The following is a 17,306-nucleotide window of genomic DNA, read 5'->3' as shown; positions in this document are numbered from 1 at the left end:
AATTAATGCAGCTGACTTATTTCATCACCATAAAGAACGAGCAAAACGTCCTGCGTCAGCGCAGAAGGGTGATCATCAAAAACAATCCGTCCCTGTGAAATGCCGATAACGCGCGTGCAGTATTCCTTCACCAGTTCCACGGAATGCAGGTTTACCATCACGCTGATGCCTTGCTCACTCACTTCTCGTAACACGCGCATAATGCGCTGCGTATTTTTGGGATCCAGCGAGGCGACGGGTTCATCCGCCAGTAAAATCGAGGGGTTCTGAATTAACGCCCGACAAATTGCCACGCGTTGCATTTGACCGCCGGAAAGGGTTTCAGCACGTTGCAGCGCGTGCGGCAGCATGTTCAGCCACTCCAGCAGCGCAATGGCTTTTGCCCGGTCTTCGGCGGTAAAGACTTTGAACAACGACTTGAAGGTTGAGGTCTGGCTGAGCCTGCCCAGCAGCACATTGGTCAGCACGTCGAGACGCGGCACCAGACAAAAGTCCTGAAAAATCATCCCGCACTGGCTGCGCCACTGACTGAGTTCGCGGCTTTTAAGGCGGGAAACGTCGCGTGGCGTGCCCACGTCCGGGAAGCTCAGGATCTCGCCGGATGTGGCGCTGTGCGTTCCGTTAAGCACGTGCAGCAGGGTGGATTTACCGGCACCGGAGCGGCCAATCACACCCACCATCTCACCGCTGTGCAGATCAAAGCTGATGTCTTGCAGCACGGTCTGATGGCTGTTGTAGGATTTGCTTAAATTTTTGACGCTCAACACCTTGTGCAGCGGGGCGCTGTGTAAGTGATGCGACGAGGGGGCGAGGGTGTCCGGAAGTTCTGCCAGTGCACTGTTCATGTGTCATCCAGATTTATCACGAGAATGCCCAACATTAAGGGCATCGCGTGTGATCGTTTTATGATGAAACAGAGAACAAATAATGAACGGGAGAAAAAACGTCCTGGGTGTAAAGCTATTGAAAAAGCATAAAAACGATAATGTCGTTATGGGTGAGGGGCTGACATTTTGTATCTGTTGACGAAGTAATCATCATGAGTTGAATATACCATCCCCGTGACACAATTCCTGAAAGGGGTCTGGTAGTGCTCATCTACAACGTTTTTGGACGATATATTGGGGTCAAGCGTGAAGGTGGTCGCTGGCTGGTATTCCGCGCAGACCTGACGGAACGAAAATTCTCCCGGCTTTACGACATTGCTATTCCGGACAATATGACAGAAGACGAGATACTGGGCTGGCTGGGCGACATTTTCCATGAAGCAGCAACAGAGCGTCATCCTGATGTGAAACGTATCGAATAAGGGGCTGCAGTTACACGCTCCTCACTATAATGGAGTGTATCACTAGTCCATCAATATCCGTTCCTGGCACACAGGGAACGTTCTGAACTTTCCGCCCACAGTCTGAAGGGGCACCCATTCAATCCATTGACCACTTTTCAGGAATACGGAACTTTAGTCCTTAAAATTTTGGTTTTTATTTATTTTCTGGGGAACAGTCTTAGCCTCACAACCAAATTTGTACTCATCGCTTTTATAATTTTGACTTACTGTCTTGCGCTGTGCCCGATTGACACGAATGTAATAATATCAGCAATGTCCGCCTCTGGTACAAACCTGCCATTGATAGCCCCATAAGAGGCAAAAGTTATAAATTGCCTCTATTAATGACCGTGATGCCAAAAATACGGCATGAAGGCTGGCTTTTGGGCACCAAATTTTCTTAAGCCAACCATCCTGTAGCGGAAAGGTAGTCTCTTGATTGGGAGTTTGTGAAGTCCATCATTTTACTCAGAATAATGACAGGGTCGGTACCTTTTGCCTTCTCCGTATTGTAAATCTGCATCCGCTGCGCATCGATTTTCGATGCGTTCAAGTAAAACTGACTCTTGTAATCATCTCCAACTTTTTCTCCGGTGGAAGCCAGTTTGACGTCTTCCATCCTGTTGGTTTTTATCGATTCACTCAGGTCATAGCAGATATCGCTGCGACTGTAAGCCATATCATACGCGAGTTTTTCTGCATCCTGTGAGCTGGCTTGTGCATAGCGTAAAATGTCTTCCTGTACCGCAGTCCTCGATTGTGTTGCGCCATTGCTCATGGTTGAAGCTTGCGCCTTGTCTGACAACATAGCGTTTAGGTTATCGGTCGCTTTTGCCATCAGATTTTTGAAATCCTGTTGCTGCTCTGTTTTTCTGCCGATGGTGCTCAATAGCGAAGCCGTACTTCCAATTCCTTGAATTACCATTTTCTCCTCCTTCAGTTAGTAAGCCCTCCCATTTTAGTAATTACAATGTGCAGCCATGTGACGAATAGCGGGTGAATTAGCATCCATTTCTTCTGTGTGGGTACTGCGGGGTTGTTGATGTTTAGGGGGTGACAAGAATCAGATATGACCCGCTCCAGACGATTCAACTTACCGACGGGCAGACAGTTATTGCTCTTGCACTGCTACCCGCATTAAACAGGTTAAGTACCATGTTATCCGCAGGCATTGCGCCACCCATTTGGTCCTTGCCGTTATCCTCTCCATCAACCTCCATAATATTTTCAGTTGTCCTGGCTCACGTATTTAACCCATACCATTATCATTTCAGCACGTTATGCTAATTTTCCCATTAGATACTGCGAAATGAATATTTATGGAGTGGCTGGTGATTGATGTTATTTATCTGGGTAAAGCGAGTCGCTATATGCTCATTCTTCATGCCGGAACATTCAAAATGATGTCTGAGGTCACATCTAAATCCCTCATACAGCCAGGCGATATTCTTTACCCCGTCAGTGATGCCATGTATCTGATAAATAAAAATGAGAATCAGCGTCTGAAGATCACCAGTGCCTCTGCATTTTCGGCCACACAGTGGTGTTTTTTGAAAAAGTCATGCAAAAGCACTCCGCTCAAAGCAAAAATTACAGGGTAAAACCACCATCACCCACTTGCGCCAGTGCATACCATTTCATCAACTCAGCCGTTCCAGGCTCGTTTTCGGCGGGTGCCCATGGGGCCATATCTTGCTCAGCTACTGGCTGGTAACCCCCGTGTTTTACCTCAAAAATAACGCCTCCCTTATCCATCGACAACACTGCATGCCAGGTCCCAGCATCCATTTCCAGCACCTTGCAGTCTTCACCTAACACAACGCGGTGGGTCACGTTGCCTTCGTCATCAAAATTCAATACCAAAAAGCGTCCGATGAGGGAGGTCAGCAGCTCAAACGTGTGCGGGTGGCGGTGAGGGCGAACATAGGTACCCGGTTCCATAGCGATAGCCAGGCGCTGAACAGGATCGCTTAATTCAGGGTGGAGATTACGATGAGCACGTAAGCGAGGGGAATTTTCAGCCTGTTCGCTTTGTTCTTGAAGATCACTGAACGTAATTTGTTTCATATTAGCCTTTGTGAATGTAGGTCGCTCACAGGAACCCGGATGCCGTGAGGTTTTATGCTATCAATATCTTTTTAATCATTAGCGTTTCAACTTTCCAAAGCAGAAACAGGATTTGTTACTTTTACTGAAAATAGTTTATCAATTTTTCGCCTGTGTATCAGATCATTCATTGCATGGTGTCAACGGGGTATGTTCTGCTCTTCGGTGAAAATTACATATTATCGATAGTAATACCCGCTTTTGGCACGAAAGAGTCGATCAAGGGGCAGACATGTCTGCTCAGAGCAAGGAGCAGACGTAGAAGATACTTTTTGTTCCCACGTTACAATTCACGGGGCGAGTATCGTTGGTTAAATTTTGACTTACGGGTTCGTACAAGGTCTTTTCCATGGACTGAGATCTTCATGAGAACCATGTCATATTTTCTCTAACAGATACATTAATGCATTCGAATTGGCGTATGTATTATTGATTTTATCCTGCCGGAGACTACCATGTGCCTAAATGAGAAGGAGGAATAATGTCTCTGACTGCCCTGCAGCTTTTCAAAAACCTGTCCGATGAAACTCGTTTGAGTATCGTCCTGCTGCTCAGTGAAATGGGCGAGCTTTGCGTATGCGATCTTTGCACGGCGCTGGAACAGTCACAACCCAAGATCTCCCGTCACCTGGCAATGCTTCGAGAAAGTGGTCTATTGCTGGATCGCAAGCAGGGAAAATGGGTTCACTATCGCCTGTCTCCGCATATTCCTTCCTGGGCCGCCCGGGTGATTGAGCAGGCCTGGTTAAGCCAACAGTACGAGATACAGGCCATCGCCCGTAAGCTGGCATCGGCAAACTGCTCTGGTAGCGGTAAGGCTGTTTGTATCTAAAAAATTTGCCTGAACATATATGATTTTTCAAATGTGAGGTATTCAGAATGAAAACGTTAACGGTGTTTGACCCGGCAATGTGCTGCAGTACCGGCGTATGTGGCTCAGATGTCGATCAGGTTCTGGTTGATTTCTCTGCTGACGTGCAGTGGCTGAAAGGTCGCGGCGTACAGGTTGAACGTTACAACCTGGCGCAGCAGCCCATGAGCTTTGTTCAGAACGAGAAAGCGAAAGCATTCCTCGAAGCATCCGGAGCAGAAGGGCTTCCGCTACTGCTGCTGGACGGCGAAACGGTGATGGCTGGGCGATACCCAAAACGCGCTGAGCTGGCTCGCTGGTTCGGTATTCCGCTGGAGAAGGTAGGGTTGGCTACCACCAGATGCTGTGGTGGTAATACTTCCTGTTGCTGAATATGTCAGGAGGACACATGAAATTCTTACAGAACATCCCGACTTACCTGTTTTTTACCGGCAAGGGAGGCGTAGGAAAAACGTCTATTTCCTGCGCGACAGCTATCCACTTTGCCGAACAGGGTAAGCGGGTTTTGCTGGTTAGTACCGATCCAGCCTCCAATGTCGGCCAGGTATTCGATCAGGCTATCGGTAACACGATACGTCCTGTGGCAGCAGTTCCTGGACTTTCTGCACTGGAGATCGACCCACAGGAAGCCGCGCAGCAATACCGCGCCAGAATCGTTGATCCTGTCAAAGGTCTTCTGCCTGATGACGTTGTTAACGGTATCAGCGAGCAGCTTTCAGGGGCCTGTACGACTGAGATTGCGGCGTTCGATGAGTTCACCAGCTTATTGACTGACACTTCTCTGCTGACCCGCTTTGATCACATTATTTTTGATACAGCGCCGACGGGCCACACGATTCGCCTTCTCCAGCTTCCCGGTGCCTGGAGTAGCTTCATTGAAAGTAACCCGGATGGTGCTTCCTGCCTTGGCCCAATGGCCGGGCTGGAAAAGCAGCGTGAGCAGTATGCTCATGCAGTAGAGGTGTTATCCGATCCTGAACGTACCCGCCTGGTTCTGGTTGCACGACTGCAAAAATCAACGCTGCAGGAAGTTTCCCGCACTCATGAAGAATTGGCTGCAATTGGCCTGAAAAACCAGTACCTGATTATTAATGGTGTGCTGCCTGCAGTCGAAGCTGAACATGACGCCCTGGCCGCTGTGATATGGCAACGGGAGCAGGAAGCACTGGCAAATCTTCCCGCCGGTTTATCTGAGCTACCGACAGATACCTTATTACTGCAACCAATCAACATGGTTGGCGTGTCTGCATTGAAGGGACTACTGGACACCCGTTCTGGGGCATTACCGCTCCCTGCAACGAACGTCCTGTACACGTCTGAAAACTTATCGCTTTCTGATCTGGTCGATGACATCGCTCGCAGTGAACACGGCCTGATTATGCTGATGGGCAAAGGTGGCGTAGGGAAAACCACGATGGCTGCTGCCATCGCCGTAAGGCTGGCGGATAGGGGATTTGATGTCCATCTCACCACCTCAGATCCCGCTGCACATCTCAGTACCACACTGAATGGTTGTCTGAATAACCTGCAAGTCAGCAGGATTAATCCACACGAAGAAACCGAACGCTATCGCCAGCATGTCCTTGAGACGAAGGGGAGAGGGCTGGACGAAGCAGGAAAACGGCTACTGGAAGAGGATTTACGCTCTCCCTGTACTGAGGAAATTGCCGTGTTTCAGGCTTTTTCCCGGGTGATTCGTGAAGCAGGTAAGCGGTTTGTTGTTATGGATACCGCCCCTACGGGACACACGCTGTTGCTGCTGGATGCGACAGGGGCTTACCACCGCGAAATTGCCAAAAAAATGGGGAATAAAGGTCATTTCACTACCCCAATGATGCAGCTTCAGGACCCGGATAGGACCAAAGTTCTGCTGGTTACGCTTCCTGAAACCACACCGGTGCTGGAAGCGGCAAACCTGCAGGCTGACCTTGAAAGAGCGGGGATTCACCCGTGGGGCTGGATTATCAATAACAGCCTTTCCATTGCGGATACGCGTTCTCCGTTGCTTTGCCAGCGCGCCCGGCAGGAACTGCCTCAGATTGAGGCGGTTAAGCATCAGCATGCTGACCGTATAGCGCTTGTTCCGTTACTGGCATCAGAGCCTGCCGGTATAGAAAAGCTCAGAGCGTTGATGCGTTAATTTTTTTGTTTATACAGGGCGGCAGAGCCGCCCTGTCAGGAGGAGATATGTTACTGGCAGGCGCTATTTTTGTCCTGACCATTGTTCTGGTTATCTGGCAGCCGAAGGGGTTAGGGATCGGCTGGAGCGCGACGCTGGGCGCAGCCCTGGTTTTGATTTCAGGCGTTGTGCATGTGGGTGATATTCCGGTGGTGTGGAATATCGTCTGGAACGCGACAGCGACCTTTATTGCCGTGATTATCATCAGCCTGCTGCTTGATGAGTCCGGCTTTTTCGAATGGGCAGCGCTGCACGTTTCCCGTTGGGGCAATGGTCATGGCCGTTTGCTCTTTACCTGGATAATCCTGCTCGGCGCAGCAGTAGCGGCACTGTTTGCCAACGACGGTGCGGCACTTATTCTGACGCCGATAGTCATCGCCATGCTGCTGGCATTAGGGTTCAGCAAAGGCACCACGCTGGCATTCGTGATGGCCGCCGGGTTTATTGCCGATACCGCCAGTCTGCCGCTTATCGTGTCGAACCTGGTGAATATCGTCTCGGCGGATTTCTTTGGTCTGGGATTCACCGAATATGCGTTGGTAATGGTGCCGGTGGATATTGCAGCCATTGTTGCCACTCTGGTTATGCTACATCTTTTCTTCCGCAAAGATATTCCGCCGACTTACGACCTGGCTCTCCTGAAAGCACCAGCAAAGGCGATTAAAGATCTGGCAACCTTCAGAACCGGCTGGATAGTGTTGATCCTTCTTCTGGTTGGCTTTTTCGTCCTTGAGCCGTTGGGTATCCCGGTCAGCGCGATTGCTGCTGTAGGGGCTGTCATTCTGTTTGCTGTGGCGAAACGAGGCCATGCCATTAACACTGGCAAAGTGCTGCGCGGTGCACCCTGGCAGATCGTCATCTTCTCACTGGGGATGTACCTGGTGGTCTACGGTCTGCGCAACGCCGGGCTAACCGAATACCTTTCAGGTGTGCTGAACGCGCTGGCGGATAAAGGACTCTGGGCCGCAACACTGGGTACTGGCTTCCTGACGGCTTTCCTCTCTTCCATCATGAACAATATGCCTACTGTGCTGGTTGGCGCTCTCTCTATTGATGGCAGCACCGCCACCGGCGTTATTAAAGAGGCGATGATTTACGCCAACGTGATTGGCTGCGATCTGGGGCCGAAAATTACACCTATTGGTAGCCTGGCAACGCTGCTCTGGCTGCATGTACTTTCACAAAAGAACATGACGATCACCTGGGGCCATTATTTCCGCACCGGGATCATCATGACTCTGCCTGTGCTGTTTGTAACGCTGGCCGCGCTGGCGCTACGTCTCTCTTTCACTTTGTAATGAGATACCGATATGAGCAACATCACTATTTATCACAACCCGGCATGCGGCACGTCGCGTAATACGCTGGAAATGATCCGCAACAGTGGTAATGAACCGACCATTATTCATTACCTTGAAAATCCACCGACACGCGGTGAGTTGGTTAAAATCATTGCAGATATGGGGATCAGCGTGCGGGCACTATTGCGTAAAAATGTCGAGCCTTATGAAGAGCTGGGGCTTGCAGAAGATAAATTTACTGACGATCAGTTAATCGACTTTATGCTGCAGCATCCGATCCTGATTAACCGCCCAATCGTCGTGACGCCACGGGGAACACGCCTGTGTCGTCCGTCTGAGGTTGTGCTGGATATTCTTCCGGATGCGCAACAAGGTGCTTTCGCCAAGGAAGACGGAGAAAAAGTCGTTGATGAAACAGGTAAGCGATTGAAATAAATATAAAGGGGGGCGAATGCCCCCTTAGGATAATTTTGGCATTCATTCCCGCTGCTCTATCCAGAACGGTCCATTATTCTATAAAGATGTTTTGGCAACGTTCGCTCCTGGCACCGAGCGGATGAATTTACTGGGTTCAAGGTCCGCTGTGAGCGAGGAGCGGACGTTAAGGAATTAACGCAGCCAATACACGCTTAGCGATGAAAATGATCCTGCTTGAGTTTGCCGAAAACGATTTTAGATAAATACCGACCCGAAGGTCGGTAGTGATTGTCGTCAATCAATATTACCAGGCGTAGGCTTCAGGAGCCTCTCCGCCCGGCCCGGGCCAGAGGGTATCCAGTTTTTTAAGCGTTTGCGCCGACAGTTTTACAGATAAGGCATTGAGATTCTGGCGAAGTTGTTCAACCGTCCGTGGTCCGCTGAGTACAGTAGTGACCACCGGATTTTGCAGTAACCAGGCGAGCGCGACGTCGGCCGGGGTTTCGCCAATCTCTTCACAGAGCGCTTCCCAGGCTTCCAGTTGTGGTCTCAAATGATTGATTCGTTCCTGCATATGGGGAGCAGCTCTGCGCCCTGCTGCCATTTTTTGCAATACACCACCCAGCATCCCCATCCCGACCGGGCTCCAGGGGATCAGGCCAATGCCGTAATGACGCAGCGCCGGAATGACTTCCAGCTCAGCCGTGCGCTGGGTCAGATTGTACAGGCTCTGTTCTGATGCCAGTCCCAGCAAGTTGCGAGCGTCAGCCTTGCACTGTGCAGTCGCGATGTCCCAGCCGGCAAAGTTGCTGCTGCCCACGTAGCTGATTTTACCCTCGCGGATCAGCTGTTCCATGGCCTGCCAGATTTCCTCCCACGGAGTGTTCCGGTCGATATGGTGCATCTGGTAGAGGTCAATATGGTCTGTCTTCAGTCTTTTCAGACTGGCCTCACACGCCCGTCGGATATGGTAGGCGGACAGGTATTTGTCGTTCGGCCCCGTGTCCATCGGCTGGTAAACTTTCGTGGCCAGCACGATACGGTCACGCTGGCCGCTACGGGCCAGCCAGTTACCGATGATCTCTTCAGATGTGCCGTAACCCTTTGCCATATCTGGTGACTGAGGCCCGCCGTAAACGTCAGCGGTATCGAAAAAGTTAATCCCTGAATCCACGGCCTCATCCATAATCCTGAAGCTGGTCGGTTCATCCGTCAGTTCACCGAAGTTCATGGTCCCAAGACCGATGCGGCTCACCCGCAGGCCAGTTCGGCCCAGATGTTTGTAGTTCATGTCACCTACTCCTTAACTGAACGCGTTATTTCAGGTTGTTACGGAAAAAGTCTGCCAGCTTGCTAAAGGGGATAAGGTCGGTTCGATCGTATAAATCGACGTGTCCTGCGCCAGGTACGACATACAGCTCTTTAGGCTGACCGGCACGTTTGTAAGCGTCCTCGCTGAACTCTTTGGAGTGGGCCTGGTCGCCGGTAATAAACAGCATCGGACGCGGTGAAATGGTTTCAATATCGTTGAACGGGTAGAAGTTCATGAATTTGCCGATACTGCTCAGCATCGGTTTCGTCGTCAGTTCCTCTTTCTCACCTTGGGCGGTGTAGCCACCGCGCTCAGTACGGTAGAAATCAAAGAACTCGCGCTGAATTTCCGGCGTGGAGGCGTCCAGTTTATTCACGGTGCCCGGAATGTACGCTGTCTCTCCCCCTTTGAATTCGGCAAACCGCTGCTCAATAGCCGACTGGATGAAAGCCTTGCGCTGCTCAATTGTCTGGGAATGGTTCAGTCCGTTTCGGAATGCCGATCCCATGTCATACATGCTCACCGTAGCAATAGCTTTCATGCGCGGATCGATTTTGGCAGCACTGATAACAAAACTTCCGCTGCCGCAGATACCCAGCACGCCGATGTTTTTCGGGTCAACGAACGCCTGCGTGCTCAGGTAATCCACCGCTGCGCTAAAGTCATCCGTATAGATTTCCGGCGCGATCAGATGCCGGGGTTTACCTTCGCTTTCCCCCCAATAAGACAGATCGATAGCCAGCGTGACAAACCCCTGCTCAGCCAACTTCTGCGCATAAAGATTTGAGCTCTGTTCTTTGACCGCCCCCATCGGGTGGCCCACGACAATTGCCGGGTTTTTGGCGTTCTGATTGATTGTTTTCGGCATAAACAGATTGCCGACCACGTTCATTTGATACTGGTTTTTAAAGGTGACTTTCTGCTGCGTCACCTTATCGCTTTTATAAAAGTTATCCGCACCTCTGGACATATCAGCAGCGGAGGTGGCAAAAGCGCTGAAAAGTAGTCCCAGGGCTAAGGTCAGTTTTCTCATCGTTAATTCTCCTGTCAGGAAGCCAGTGTGGCGTTATCAATGACAAAGCGGTAATGCACATCGCCTCTGAGCATGCGTTCGTAGGCTGCGTTAATCTCGTCGGCACGGATCAGCTCAATGTCGGCGACAATATTGTGTTCAGCACAGAAATCGAGCATCTCCTGTGTTTCAGGAATGCCGCCAATCATCGAACCGGCAATAGCCCGACGCTTCATGATGAGGTTGAAGACTTCTGGCGAGTCGTGTGGTGTGGCAGGCGCGCCCACGAGGGTCATGGTGCCGTCGCGTTTCAGCAGGGCGGTGAACGCATCGAGATTATGCGGCGCTGCAACAGTATTCAGAATTAAATCAAAACTTTTGACATGGTTTTCCATCTCTCCTGCATGGCGTGAAACCACCACTTCATCAGCCCCAAGCGCTCTGGCGGCTTCACGTTTGGACTCCGAGGTGGTGAAGGCCACAACGTGTGCCCCCATGGCATGAGCCAGTTTGATCCCCATATGCCCCAGCCCGCCGATGCCCACAACACCGACTTTCTTGCCGGGGCCGGCTTTCCAGTGGCGCAATGGCGAGTAAGTCGTGATCCCTGCACAGAGTAAGGGGGCGACAGCGGCCAGTTGCGATTCCGGGTGACTGACGCGCAGAACATAGCGTTCATGCACCACAATCTGCTGCGCATATCCGCCCAGGGTATGACCCGGCGCATCTGGCGTCGGGAAGTTGTATGTCCCGGTCATATGGTCGCAGTAGTTCTCCAGCCCCTCTTCACAGTCGGTACAGTGTTTACAGCTGTCGACAATGCAGCCGACGCCCACCAGATCCCCGGCACGAAAGTCAGAGACGTGCTCGCCAACGGCCATCACGCGGCCGACAATTTCATGTCCTGGCACACAGGGGTACAGCGTTCCTGCCCACTCTGAACGTACCTGGTGGATATCTGAGTGACAGACACCGCAAAAGGCAATATCGATTTGAACATCATGCGCGCCAGGGGCGCGGCGGGTGATATCCATGGGTTCGAGCGGTGATGTGCCCGCACTGGCACCGTAAGCTTTAATGGTCATTACATAACTCCTGGTTTTTGAATGGTCTCAGGCAGAGGGATCTGCACGTGAGGTCATGAAAATAAGTACGGTGGCAATAATCAGCATTGCGGCGCTGGCCAGAAAAGTACTCTGGTAGCCGTGATGGTCAAAAAGCAGCCCTCCCACGGTTGAACCGAGCGCAATGGACAACTGCACCATCGCGACCATCAGTCCGCCGCCGGCTTCGGCATTCTGCGGGAAAGTATGTGGAACCCACGCCCACCATCCCACTGGTGCTGCGGTAGAAATGAGCCCCCATAGTCCCAGCAGCACAACGACAATGGCTGGCTGACTGCCGAAGATAATCAGTGCCAGCGCGGTGAACGCCATCAACACCGGTATCGCCATCAGAGTCAGGTAGAAACTGCGTTTCAGCACCCGGCCAATCAGGGTTGTGCCGATGAAACCCGCGATACCGATAACCAGCAGGACACCTGTTACTTCTGCGGCATCCACCCGCGTGACGGTTTCAAGGAAGGGCCGGATGTAGGTAAAGAGCGTGAACTGCCCCATAAAGAAGATCCCCACACCCAGCATGCCGAGTGTCACCACCCGGCGGCGAAACAGTGTGAAGACGTTAGCGGACTTCGCTTTTTGATGGACGACAGGCATGGAAGGCAGGCTGAGTCGTTGCCAGATAAGCGCGACGAGCGCGACCGGAACCAGGCAAAAGAAGGTCCCGCGCCAACCAATAACCGAACCAAGCCAGCTCCCCAGAGGGGCAGCCACGACTGTTGCCAGGGCATTGCCGCTGTTGAAAATGGCCAATGCCAGCGGAACGCGATGCACCGGTACCAGACGCATCGCCGTGGCGGCTGACATCGACCAGAATCCCCCCACCACGATGCCAATCAGGGCCCGGCCCGCCATATAGGTCAGGTAATCAGGGGCCATGGCGATGACCGCGCCCGAAACAGCCATCAGGCATGTCAGGCCAAGCAGAAGGGTTTTACGGTTGAGCGAGCCTGACAATATGGAAATAAACAGGCTGGTTACCACGGCAAATGCCCCGGAAATCGCGATGCCTTGCCCGGCCATGCCTTCGGTGACTCTCAGGCTTTGTGCCATTGGGGTCAGCAGGCTGACGGGCATAAATTCGGAGGCAATAAGTGCAAAGACACAAAGTGTCATGGCAAAAACGGCCCCCCAGTGCGCAGGATGTTTACTGTCGTCGGTGGTTTTTTTTCGGTTATCGTCTGTCTGATTACTCATTTATGTCTTTCTTTTCAATGTTGAACGCATACTGACCCTCAGCTGCAGGCTGATGAAACGAGGGTTTGAGGGTTTCGGTCGGTCGTAAGTGAGAGCGGCGCTGTGGCTATGACAGAGCAGATCAGTCAGTTGCCCTGATTTGCACCGACAGAGGTCCATGACGCTGAAGTGCGGGTAATCCTGAGTCCACTTTGCCTACCGGAATCAGTGACCGGGCGTAAGATCTGCCCTGAACAAAAATCGCCAGATTGCCCCAGGGGGCATAGAAGGTAATGTCCCCGGCTTCGGGCGTCATGCCGTCAGGAGCCTGTGCTGTGGAAAGCCTGCGGGGCAGGTTGCTGATGCGCTCAATCTCGGCATAGTCTTCCAGTGTCAGAGAGAGAGGAAGCAATAAGGCAAAATCCCGACCCGTTGGGGTGTCAAAGAGAGTGGCGGTAGCGGTTTCTCCGTCCACAACGATCTCAATTTTCATTAGTGTCTCCTGAACGTCTCGCCGGTCGTTGTCACCGGCCATGGCGGACTGCGTGACGACAAGCAGGCCGGCAAGGAGCAACCGCAGTGACGTTCTGCGGTGAGCGTTTTGCATAGAGGTTAGCGTTGACTTTTTCATCACATTATTGTTACCAATATGCAGGGCGTTAACTAGCTAATGAATACTTAATAGCCTTATAAGTAAAATTTATAAATAGACTGAGAACAATCATGGCCAGACGCAATCTCAACGATTTACTCTCTTTCATCACCGTGGCGCGCGAGGGCAGCTTTACGCGCGCGGCCGCGCAGCTGGGCGTGACTCAGCCGGCGCTCAGTCAGGCGATTTCCGGACTTGAGGAGCGCATGAAGATACGCCTGCTGACACGCACAACGCGCAGTGTGTCGCCAACGGCGGCTGGCGAACGGCTGCTGCAGTCCGTAGGGCAACGCATTGATGAAATTGAAGCGGAACTGGATATGCTGACGGCGTTGCGGGAAAAACCAGCAGGCACGGTGCGTATCACTTGCGGACCAAATGTATTAAAAAACACCCTGTTGCCCCGACTGACGCCCCTGTTGAGGGAATATCCCGATATTCACCTTGAGTTCGATGCCAATCACGGATTCCGGGATATTGTGGCGGATCGTTTTGATGCCGGTGTGCGGCTCGGGGACACTATCGACAAGGACATGATTGCCGTGCCGATCGGCCCGAAGCTGCGCATGGCAGCTGCGGCTTCCCCGGAGTATTTCGCCCTGTGTCCTCCCCCTCAGACGCCACGCGATCTTGTGCAACATAGCTGTATTAATGAGCGGATGGTTCAGTCGGGGAAAATTTACGCCTGGGAATTTGAACAGGAAAACGGCAAATTTCACGTTCGGGTTGAAGGGCAATTAACGTTTAATACGTCTGAACACGTCGTGGACGCAGCGCTTGCCGGTCTCGGAATTGCTTTTTTGCCTGAAGAGGAGTTCGGTGCGCACCTCAGCAATGGAAAACTGATTCGGGTGCTTGAGGAGTGGTGTCGGCCTTTTCCGGGTTACTATCTTTATTACCCCAGCCGTAAGCAACCTTCGCCGGCCTTTTCACTCGTTGTGGATGCGTTGCGTATTAACCTGAAAATTTAACGCTGGATCTTCGGGTCAATGTTTACAGAGTGGAAATGAAGGGCTGCTGCTGGCACAAAGCGGACCGCCCTGAAGCGTCGAGAGGTCTGCTATGTGCGAACAGCAGAAACTTAACTCGAGTGATAACGGATATTTTAATTCCCTCATTAATCGTTATTATTCAATACTAACAATGGTATTGTTTCAGACAATGTCTAAAGCTGAATTTGGATAATTTTGAAATGAATGGATCATGTTTGTGTGGGACAATTGAATTTGAACTCACTAATAAACCAGCGATGTTTTATCGTTGTCATTGCTCGCTTTGCAGAAAGCAGAGTGGAGTAGGTTACAATCTTGCCACATTAGTGAAAAGTAGTGAGTTTAGCTGGGCTAAAGGAGAAAACCACATCAACTCATGGTCTAAGCCAACGGGTTACCGTACAGATTTTTGCAATGTATGCGGCTCAACTGTCCCGAACACTCTGCGAGACGTACCTTATGTCTGGATTCCTATTGGTTTACTGGACGAACGTCTTGAAATGGAATGTGCAGGAGACTTTTGCATAGATGATGCAATGCCCTGGGATAAAACCCGTTCTCACAGTCACCACTCCGGACCGGTCGAATCGCTCGCATCCCTCTTAGAGTGTCTGAAACTCATCTCCTAAAGTTCCGCTTCTGGCACTCAGCGGACATTTACCTACAAAGAGCGCGCTCGTACCCCGCCGGGAAACAACAGTTACTCCATTATTCTGTCCAACGATGTCGCCTCTGACGTGGATAAGCATTGCGTTCTTTGCCAAAGGCTTCGGCAATAACGGCTGGTGCATTCTCAGCGATACGTCACCGAAAGAGATCCCGGGCGTCTCCGGCGAAGTGTTCAACTCCCCTGGCAACATTGCCTGTATCGTTACGCCGCTGTGCATCGGTTACATCCCGGCGGTTAACCTCGCCATTCTTGACGTTGGTGCGATGGGTATCCTTAGCGGGGTCTCATATTTGCCTGTCATTGTGTCCCTGAAACGTCTGCAAATCGACCCGCCGTATTGCCGAAAACGACGCAACAGTATCCGGTTATAAGCGCAGCAGCGCGAAACGCACCATGCAGAATGTATAGATTTGTGCTCTTTTCCTGACACTACATTGACAAACATTTGCCCCGTCAGTAATTTCATTTGTAATTATTGACCAGGCAAATAACATGAAAGACGTAGCAGATACCCCTAATCCCAAACTCCATCTTGGCTTGCTGATTCATCTGGCGAACCAATTTAAAGATCAGCTTATCAGCCACTGTTTTGCTGACACCGATATTACCGCTGCGCAATTTAAAGTCCTGATCAGCATTTACAAAGGATTCAATAGCCCGCTTGAAGTCAGCAAAAATTTGCTGATGGATGCCGGAGCCATGAGCCGGATGCTCGAGCGGATGGTGAAGCGGGATCTGATCCTGCGAAACCCCAATCCCGAAGACAAACGCCAGGTCATCCTGGCGCTGACCGAGAAAGGGCAGGCTCTCTGTGATCGTTTTCAGAATGAGGCGCTGGCCTCGATTTTGAGTTCGCTCACTGCACGTCTGACCCCGGAAGAATCACGCCTGCTGGTACAGCTGTTGATCAAAATGCTGCCAGACGAGGCCACCAGGCCCCATCGTTAAGCTGTCCTGAATAAGGTTACGATAAAGATGCAAAATTCATCTGCACAGTCATCTGCACAACCAGAACGCGCGCCCAGTAAACGTAAGCGCAACTTCGCCATTCTGCTGGTTCTCCTGGTGCTTATTGCCGCAGGGTGCCTGGCATGGTACTTCCTGTATGCCCGTTATTACGAAACCACTGACGATGCCTACGTTAATGCCAACCTCGTGACACTGACCCCGCAAATTGCCGGAACGGTCACCCAGGTCGCCGTTGATGAAGGGGATTACGTCGCCAAAGGCCAGCCGCTGGTATTGCTTGACCCCAGTGACACGCAAATTGCCCTGCAACAGGCAGAAGCCAACCTGGCCAGCACCGTGCGTCAGGTCCGCGGCCTGTATAGCACCGCCGACAATTACCGCGCTCAGGTAGCGGCGAAAAAAGTGGCTTTGCAAACCGCGCAGAACGACTTCGCCCGTCGACAGAAGATTTTTGCCACCGGGGCGATTGCGGCAGAAGATATGTCGCACTATCGCGATGCCGTGGCCACGGCCCAGAGCGATTTAGCGGCGGCGCAACAGGCGTTAAGTACCAACCTGGCGATGGTTGATGACACGGTCATCGATAGCCATCCGGAAATCAAAAGTGCGGTGGCGACATTGCGTCAGCGCTATCTGGATAATGCCCGCAGCACCATTGTGGCGCCGGTAAGCGGCTTTGTGGCGAAACGCGCGGTCCAACTGGGGATGCGCGTTGATTCCGGCACGACCTTGATGTCAATCGTGCCGCTGGATCAGGTGTGGGTGGATGCCAACTTTAAAGAGAGTCAGATGAATACCATGCGTCTGGGGCAGAAGGTGGTTCTGACCGCTGACCTCTACGGCGACAAAGTGGAATACCAGGGCACCATTGAGAGCTTAGGTATCGGTACTGGTAGTGCGTTCTCGTTGCTGCCGGCACAGAACGCCAGCGGTAACTGGATCAAAATCGTTCAGCGTCTGCCGGTACGTATTGCCCTTGACCCGCATGATATGGAGAAACATCCCCTGCGGGTAGGACTGTCGATGTTTGCTAAAGTGGATATCCGCGACACCGAGGGTCATCTGCTGCCGCAAAAAACGGTTGATGCCCCACGCTTTACCACCGATGTGTACCAGAACGCGCTGGATAAGGCCGATCAGATGGTGGCAAAAATCCTTCATGACAACAGTCAGGCCGTAGCGGCAAACAGCCGCTAAG

20 protein-coding genes are annotated in these 17,306 nt (G+C 51.7%); 12 read left to right on the top strand and 8 right to left on the bottom strand.

From position 1 onward, the window contains the following. Positions 1-2 precede the first annotated feature (2 nt). Positions 3-845, bottom strand: a complete 843-nt coding sequence (phnC, locus tag AB182_RS14790; protein ID WP_047370767.1) for a phosphonate ABC transporter ATP-binding protein — start codon at positions 843-845, stop codon at positions 3-5. 245 nt (positions 846-1,090) lie between these two features. Here phnC and AB182_RS14785 point away from each other — a divergent pair, with 245 nt between their 5' ends. Beyond that, on the top strand, positions 1,091-1,309 hold the full coding sequence (locus AB182_RS14785; RefSeq protein ID WP_047370766.1) for a DUF7661 family protein: 219 nt from the start codon (positions 1,091-1,093) through the stop codon (positions 1,307-1,309). Positions 1,310-1,730: 421 nt separating this feature from the next. On the opposite strand, the gene AB182_RS14780 is transcribed toward AB182_RS14785, so the two are convergent. Further along, entirely contained in the window at positions 1,731-2,255 is a 525-nt protein-coding gene (locus AB182_RS14780) for a hypothetical protein (RefSeq protein WP_047370765.1), read from the bottom strand. A gap of 394 nt (positions 2,256-2,649) precedes the next feature. Between AB182_RS14780 and AB182_RS14775 the strand changes: the two genes are divergently transcribed. Beyond that, on the top strand, positions 2,650-2,931 hold the full coding sequence (locus tag AB182_RS14775) for a hypothetical protein (protein WP_047370764.1): 282 nt from the start codon (positions 2,650-2,652) through the stop codon (positions 2,929-2,931). Here AB182_RS14775 and AB182_RS14770 read toward each other — a convergent pair. Further along, positions 2,921-3,397 carry a WbuC family cupin fold metalloprotein gene (locus tag AB182_RS14770; RefSeq protein ID WP_012884037.1) on the bottom strand — a complete coding sequence of 159 codons (477 nt, stop codon included), beginning with the start codon at positions 3,395-3,397 and terminating at the stop codon, positions 2,921-2,923. The genes AB182_RS14775 and AB182_RS14770 overlap by 11 nt on opposite strands. 520 nt (positions 3,398-3,917) lie before the next feature. Between AB182_RS14770 and arsR the strand changes: the two genes are divergently transcribed. Genes arsR through arsC form a run of 5 tightly spaced genes read left to right on the top strand, consistent with a single transcriptional unit; the run spans position 3,918 to position 8,222 of the window. Then, complete coding sequence (gene arsR, locus AB182_RS14765) at positions 3,918-4,268, top strand: As(III)-sensing metalloregulatory transcriptional repressor ArsR (protein ID WP_047370763.1); 351 nt, start codon at positions 3,918-3,920, stop codon at positions 4,266-4,268. 47 nt (positions 4,269-4,315) lie between these two features. Beyond that, complete coding sequence (gene arsD / locus AB182_RS14760) at positions 4,316-4,678, top strand: arsenite efflux transporter metallochaperone ArsD (protein WP_047370762.1); 363 nt, start codon at positions 4,316-4,318, stop codon at positions 4,676-4,678. Positions 4,679-4,695: 17 nt separating this feature from the next. Next, positions 4,696-6,447 (top strand): arsenite efflux transporter ATPase subunit ArsA, encoded by a 1,752-nt coding sequence (gene arsA / locus AB182_RS14755; RefSeq protein WP_047370761.1) that lies wholly within the window; start codon positions 4,696-4,698, stop codon positions 6,445-6,447. A 47-nt stretch (positions 6,448-6,494) separates the two neighbouring features. Then, positions 6,495-7,784, top strand: coding sequence for an arsenite efflux transporter membrane subunit ArsB (arsB, locus tag AB182_RS14750; RefSeq protein ID WP_047370760.1), 1,290 nt, complete (start codon positions 6,495-6,497; stop codon positions 7,782-7,784). 12 nt (positions 7,785-7,796) lie between these two features. Then, positions 7,797-8,222: a glutaredoxin-dependent arsenate reductase gene (gene arsC, locus AB182_RS14745; RefSeq protein WP_047370759.1), complete on the top strand. Its 426-nt coding sequence runs from the start codon at positions 7,797-7,799 to the stop codon at positions 8,220-8,222. 286 nt (positions 8,223-8,508) lie between these two features. On the opposite strand, the gene AB182_RS14740 is transcribed toward arsC, so the two are convergent. The 5 genes from AB182_RS14740 to AB182_RS14720 form a co-directional block, all read right to left on the bottom strand. Further along, positions 8,509-9,495, bottom strand: coding sequence for an aldo/keto reductase (locus tag AB182_RS14740; RefSeq protein WP_047370758.1), 987 nt, complete (start codon positions 9,493-9,495; stop codon positions 8,509-8,511). Between the two features lie 25 nt (positions 9,496-9,520). Next, positions 9,521-10,549 (bottom strand): alpha/beta hydrolase, encoded by a 1,029-nt coding sequence (locus AB182_RS14735; protein ID WP_007731883.1) that lies wholly within the window; start codon positions 10,547-10,549, stop codon positions 9,521-9,523. 14 nt (positions 10,550-10,563) lie between these two features. Continuing rightward, entirely contained in the window at positions 10,564-11,613 is a 1,050-nt protein-coding gene (locus tag AB182_RS14730; protein ID WP_007731881.1) for an NAD(P)-dependent alcohol dehydrogenase, read from the bottom strand. A gap of 27 nt (positions 11,614-11,640) precedes the next feature. Continuing rightward, positions 11,641-12,846: an MFS transporter gene (locus AB182_RS14725; RefSeq protein ID WP_120785390.1), complete on the bottom strand. Its 1,206-nt coding sequence runs from the start codon at positions 12,844-12,846 to the stop codon at positions 11,641-11,643. Positions 12,847-12,967: 121 nt separating this feature from the next. After that, positions 12,968-13,318 carry a cyclophilin-like fold protein gene (locus tag AB182_RS14720; RefSeq protein ID WP_032967629.1) on the bottom strand — a complete coding sequence of 117 codons (351 nt, stop codon included), beginning with the start codon at positions 13,316-13,318 and terminating at the stop codon, positions 12,968-12,970. Positions 13,319-13,548: 230 nt separating this feature from the next. On the opposite strand from AB182_RS14720, the gene AB182_RS14715 reads away from it, so the two are divergent. The 5 genes from AB182_RS14715 to AB182_RS14700 all read left to right on the top strand — a co-directional run bounded on the left by AB182_RS14715 (position 13,549) and on the right by AB182_RS14700 (position 17,305). Next, a complete protein-coding gene (locus AB182_RS14715) occupies positions 13,549-14,448 on the top strand; it encodes a LysR family transcriptional regulator (RefSeq protein WP_007731876.1) in 900 nt (299 codons plus the stop codon). 221 nt (positions 14,449-14,669) lie between these two features. Then, complete coding sequence (locus AB182_RS30670) at positions 14,670-15,098, top strand: GFA family protein (protein WP_071845888.1); 429 nt, start codon at positions 14,670-14,672, stop codon at positions 15,096-15,098. 94 nt (positions 15,099-15,192) lie between these two features. Continuing rightward, positions 15,193-15,510 (top strand): MFS transporter, encoded by a 318-nt coding sequence (locus tag AB182_RS14710; RefSeq protein ID WP_047370756.1) that lies wholly within the window; start codon positions 15,193-15,195, stop codon positions 15,508-15,510. Between the two features lie 121 nt (positions 15,511-15,631). Next, positions 15,632-16,087, top strand: coding sequence for a MarR family transcriptional regulator (locus AB182_RS14705; protein WP_047370755.1), 456 nt, complete (start codon positions 15,632-15,634; stop codon positions 16,085-16,087). A 27-nt stretch (positions 16,088-16,114) separates the two neighbouring features. Next, positions 16,115-17,305: an efflux RND transporter periplasmic adaptor subunit gene (locus AB182_RS14700; RefSeq protein ID WP_047370754.1), complete on the top strand. Its 1,191-nt coding sequence runs from the start codon at positions 16,115-16,117 to the stop codon at positions 17,303-17,305. Position 17,306: the final 1 nt, after the last annotated feature.

This window comes from Phytobacter ursingii, from assembly GCF_001022135.1.
Lineage (GTDB): Bacteria > Pseudomonadota > Gammaproteobacteria > Enterobacterales > Enterobacteriaceae > Phytobacter > Phytobacter ursingii.
Note: the sequence above shows the minus strand (reverse complement) of the source record. Positions and strands in the feature narration are given on the sequence as shown.

Excerpts from the sequence above, each read along its gene's own strand:
- phnC (WP_047370767.1), bottom strand. The coding sequence starts at position 845 with ATGAACAGTGCACTGGCAGAACTTCCGGACACCCTCGCCCCCTCGTCG.
- AB182_RS14780 (WP_047370765.1), bottom strand. The coding sequence starts at position 2,255 with ATGGTAATTCAAGGAATTGGAAGTACGGCTTCGCTATTGAGCACCATC.
- AB182_RS14775 (WP_047370764.1), top strand. The coding sequence starts at position 2,650 with ATGGAGTGGCTGGTGATTGATGTTATTTATCTGGGTAAAGCGAGTCGC.
- AB182_RS14770 (WP_012884037.1), bottom strand. The coding sequence starts at position 3,397 with ATGAAACAAATTACGTTCAGTGATCTTCAAGAACAAAGCGAACAGGCT.
- arsR (WP_047370763.1), top strand. The coding sequence starts at position 3,918 with ATGTCTCTGACTGCCCTGCAGCTTTTCAAAAACCTGTCCGATGAAACT.
- arsD (WP_047370762.1), top strand. The coding sequence starts at position 4,316 with ATGAAAACGTTAACGGTGTTTGACCCGGCAATGTGCTGCAGTACCGGC.
- arsA (WP_047370761.1), top strand. The coding sequence starts at position 4,696 with ATGAAATTCTTACAGAACATCCCGACTTACCTGTTTTTTACCGGCAAG.
- arsB (WP_047370760.1), top strand. The coding sequence starts at position 6,495 with ATGTTACTGGCAGGCGCTATTTTTGTCCTGACCATTGTTCTGGTTATC.
- arsC (WP_047370759.1), top strand. The coding sequence starts at position 7,797 with ATGAGCAACATCACTATTTATCACAACCCGGCATGCGGCACGTCGCGT.
- AB182_RS14740 (WP_047370758.1), bottom strand. The coding sequence starts at position 9,495 with ATGAACTACAAACATCTGGGCCGAACTGGCCTGCGGGTGAGCCGCATC.
- AB182_RS14735 (WP_007731883.1), bottom strand. The coding sequence starts at position 10,549 with ATGAGAAAACTGACCTTAGCCCTGGGACTACTTTTCAGCGCTTTTGCC.
- AB182_RS14730 (WP_007731881.1), bottom strand. The coding sequence starts at position 11,613 with ATGACCATTAAAGCTTACGGTGCCAGTGCGGGCACATCACCGCTCGAA.
- AB182_RS14725 (WP_120785390.1), bottom strand. The coding sequence starts at position 12,846 with ATGAGTAATCAGACAGACGATAACCGAAAAAAAACCACCGACGACAGT.
- AB182_RS14720 (WP_032967629.1), bottom strand. The coding sequence starts at position 13,318 with ATGAAAATTGAGATCGTTGTGGACGGAGAAACCGCTACCGCCACTCTC.
- AB182_RS14715 (WP_007731876.1), top strand. The coding sequence starts at position 13,549 with ATGGCCAGACGCAATCTCAACGATTTACTCTCTTTCATCACCGTGGCG.
- AB182_RS30670 (WP_071845888.1), top strand. The coding sequence starts at position 14,670 with ATGAATGGATCATGTTTGTGTGGGACAATTGAATTTGAACTCACTAAT.
- AB182_RS14710 (WP_047370756.1), top strand. The coding sequence starts at position 15,193 with ATGTCGCCTCTGACGTGGATAAGCATTGCGTTCTTTGCCAAAGGCTTC.
- AB182_RS14705 (WP_047370755.1), top strand. The coding sequence starts at position 15,632 with ATGAAAGACGTAGCAGATACCCCTAATCCCAAACTCCATCTTGGCTTG.
- AB182_RS14700 (WP_047370754.1), top strand. The coding sequence starts at position 16,115 with ATGCAAAATTCATCTGCACAGTCATCTGCACAACCAGAACGCGCGCCC.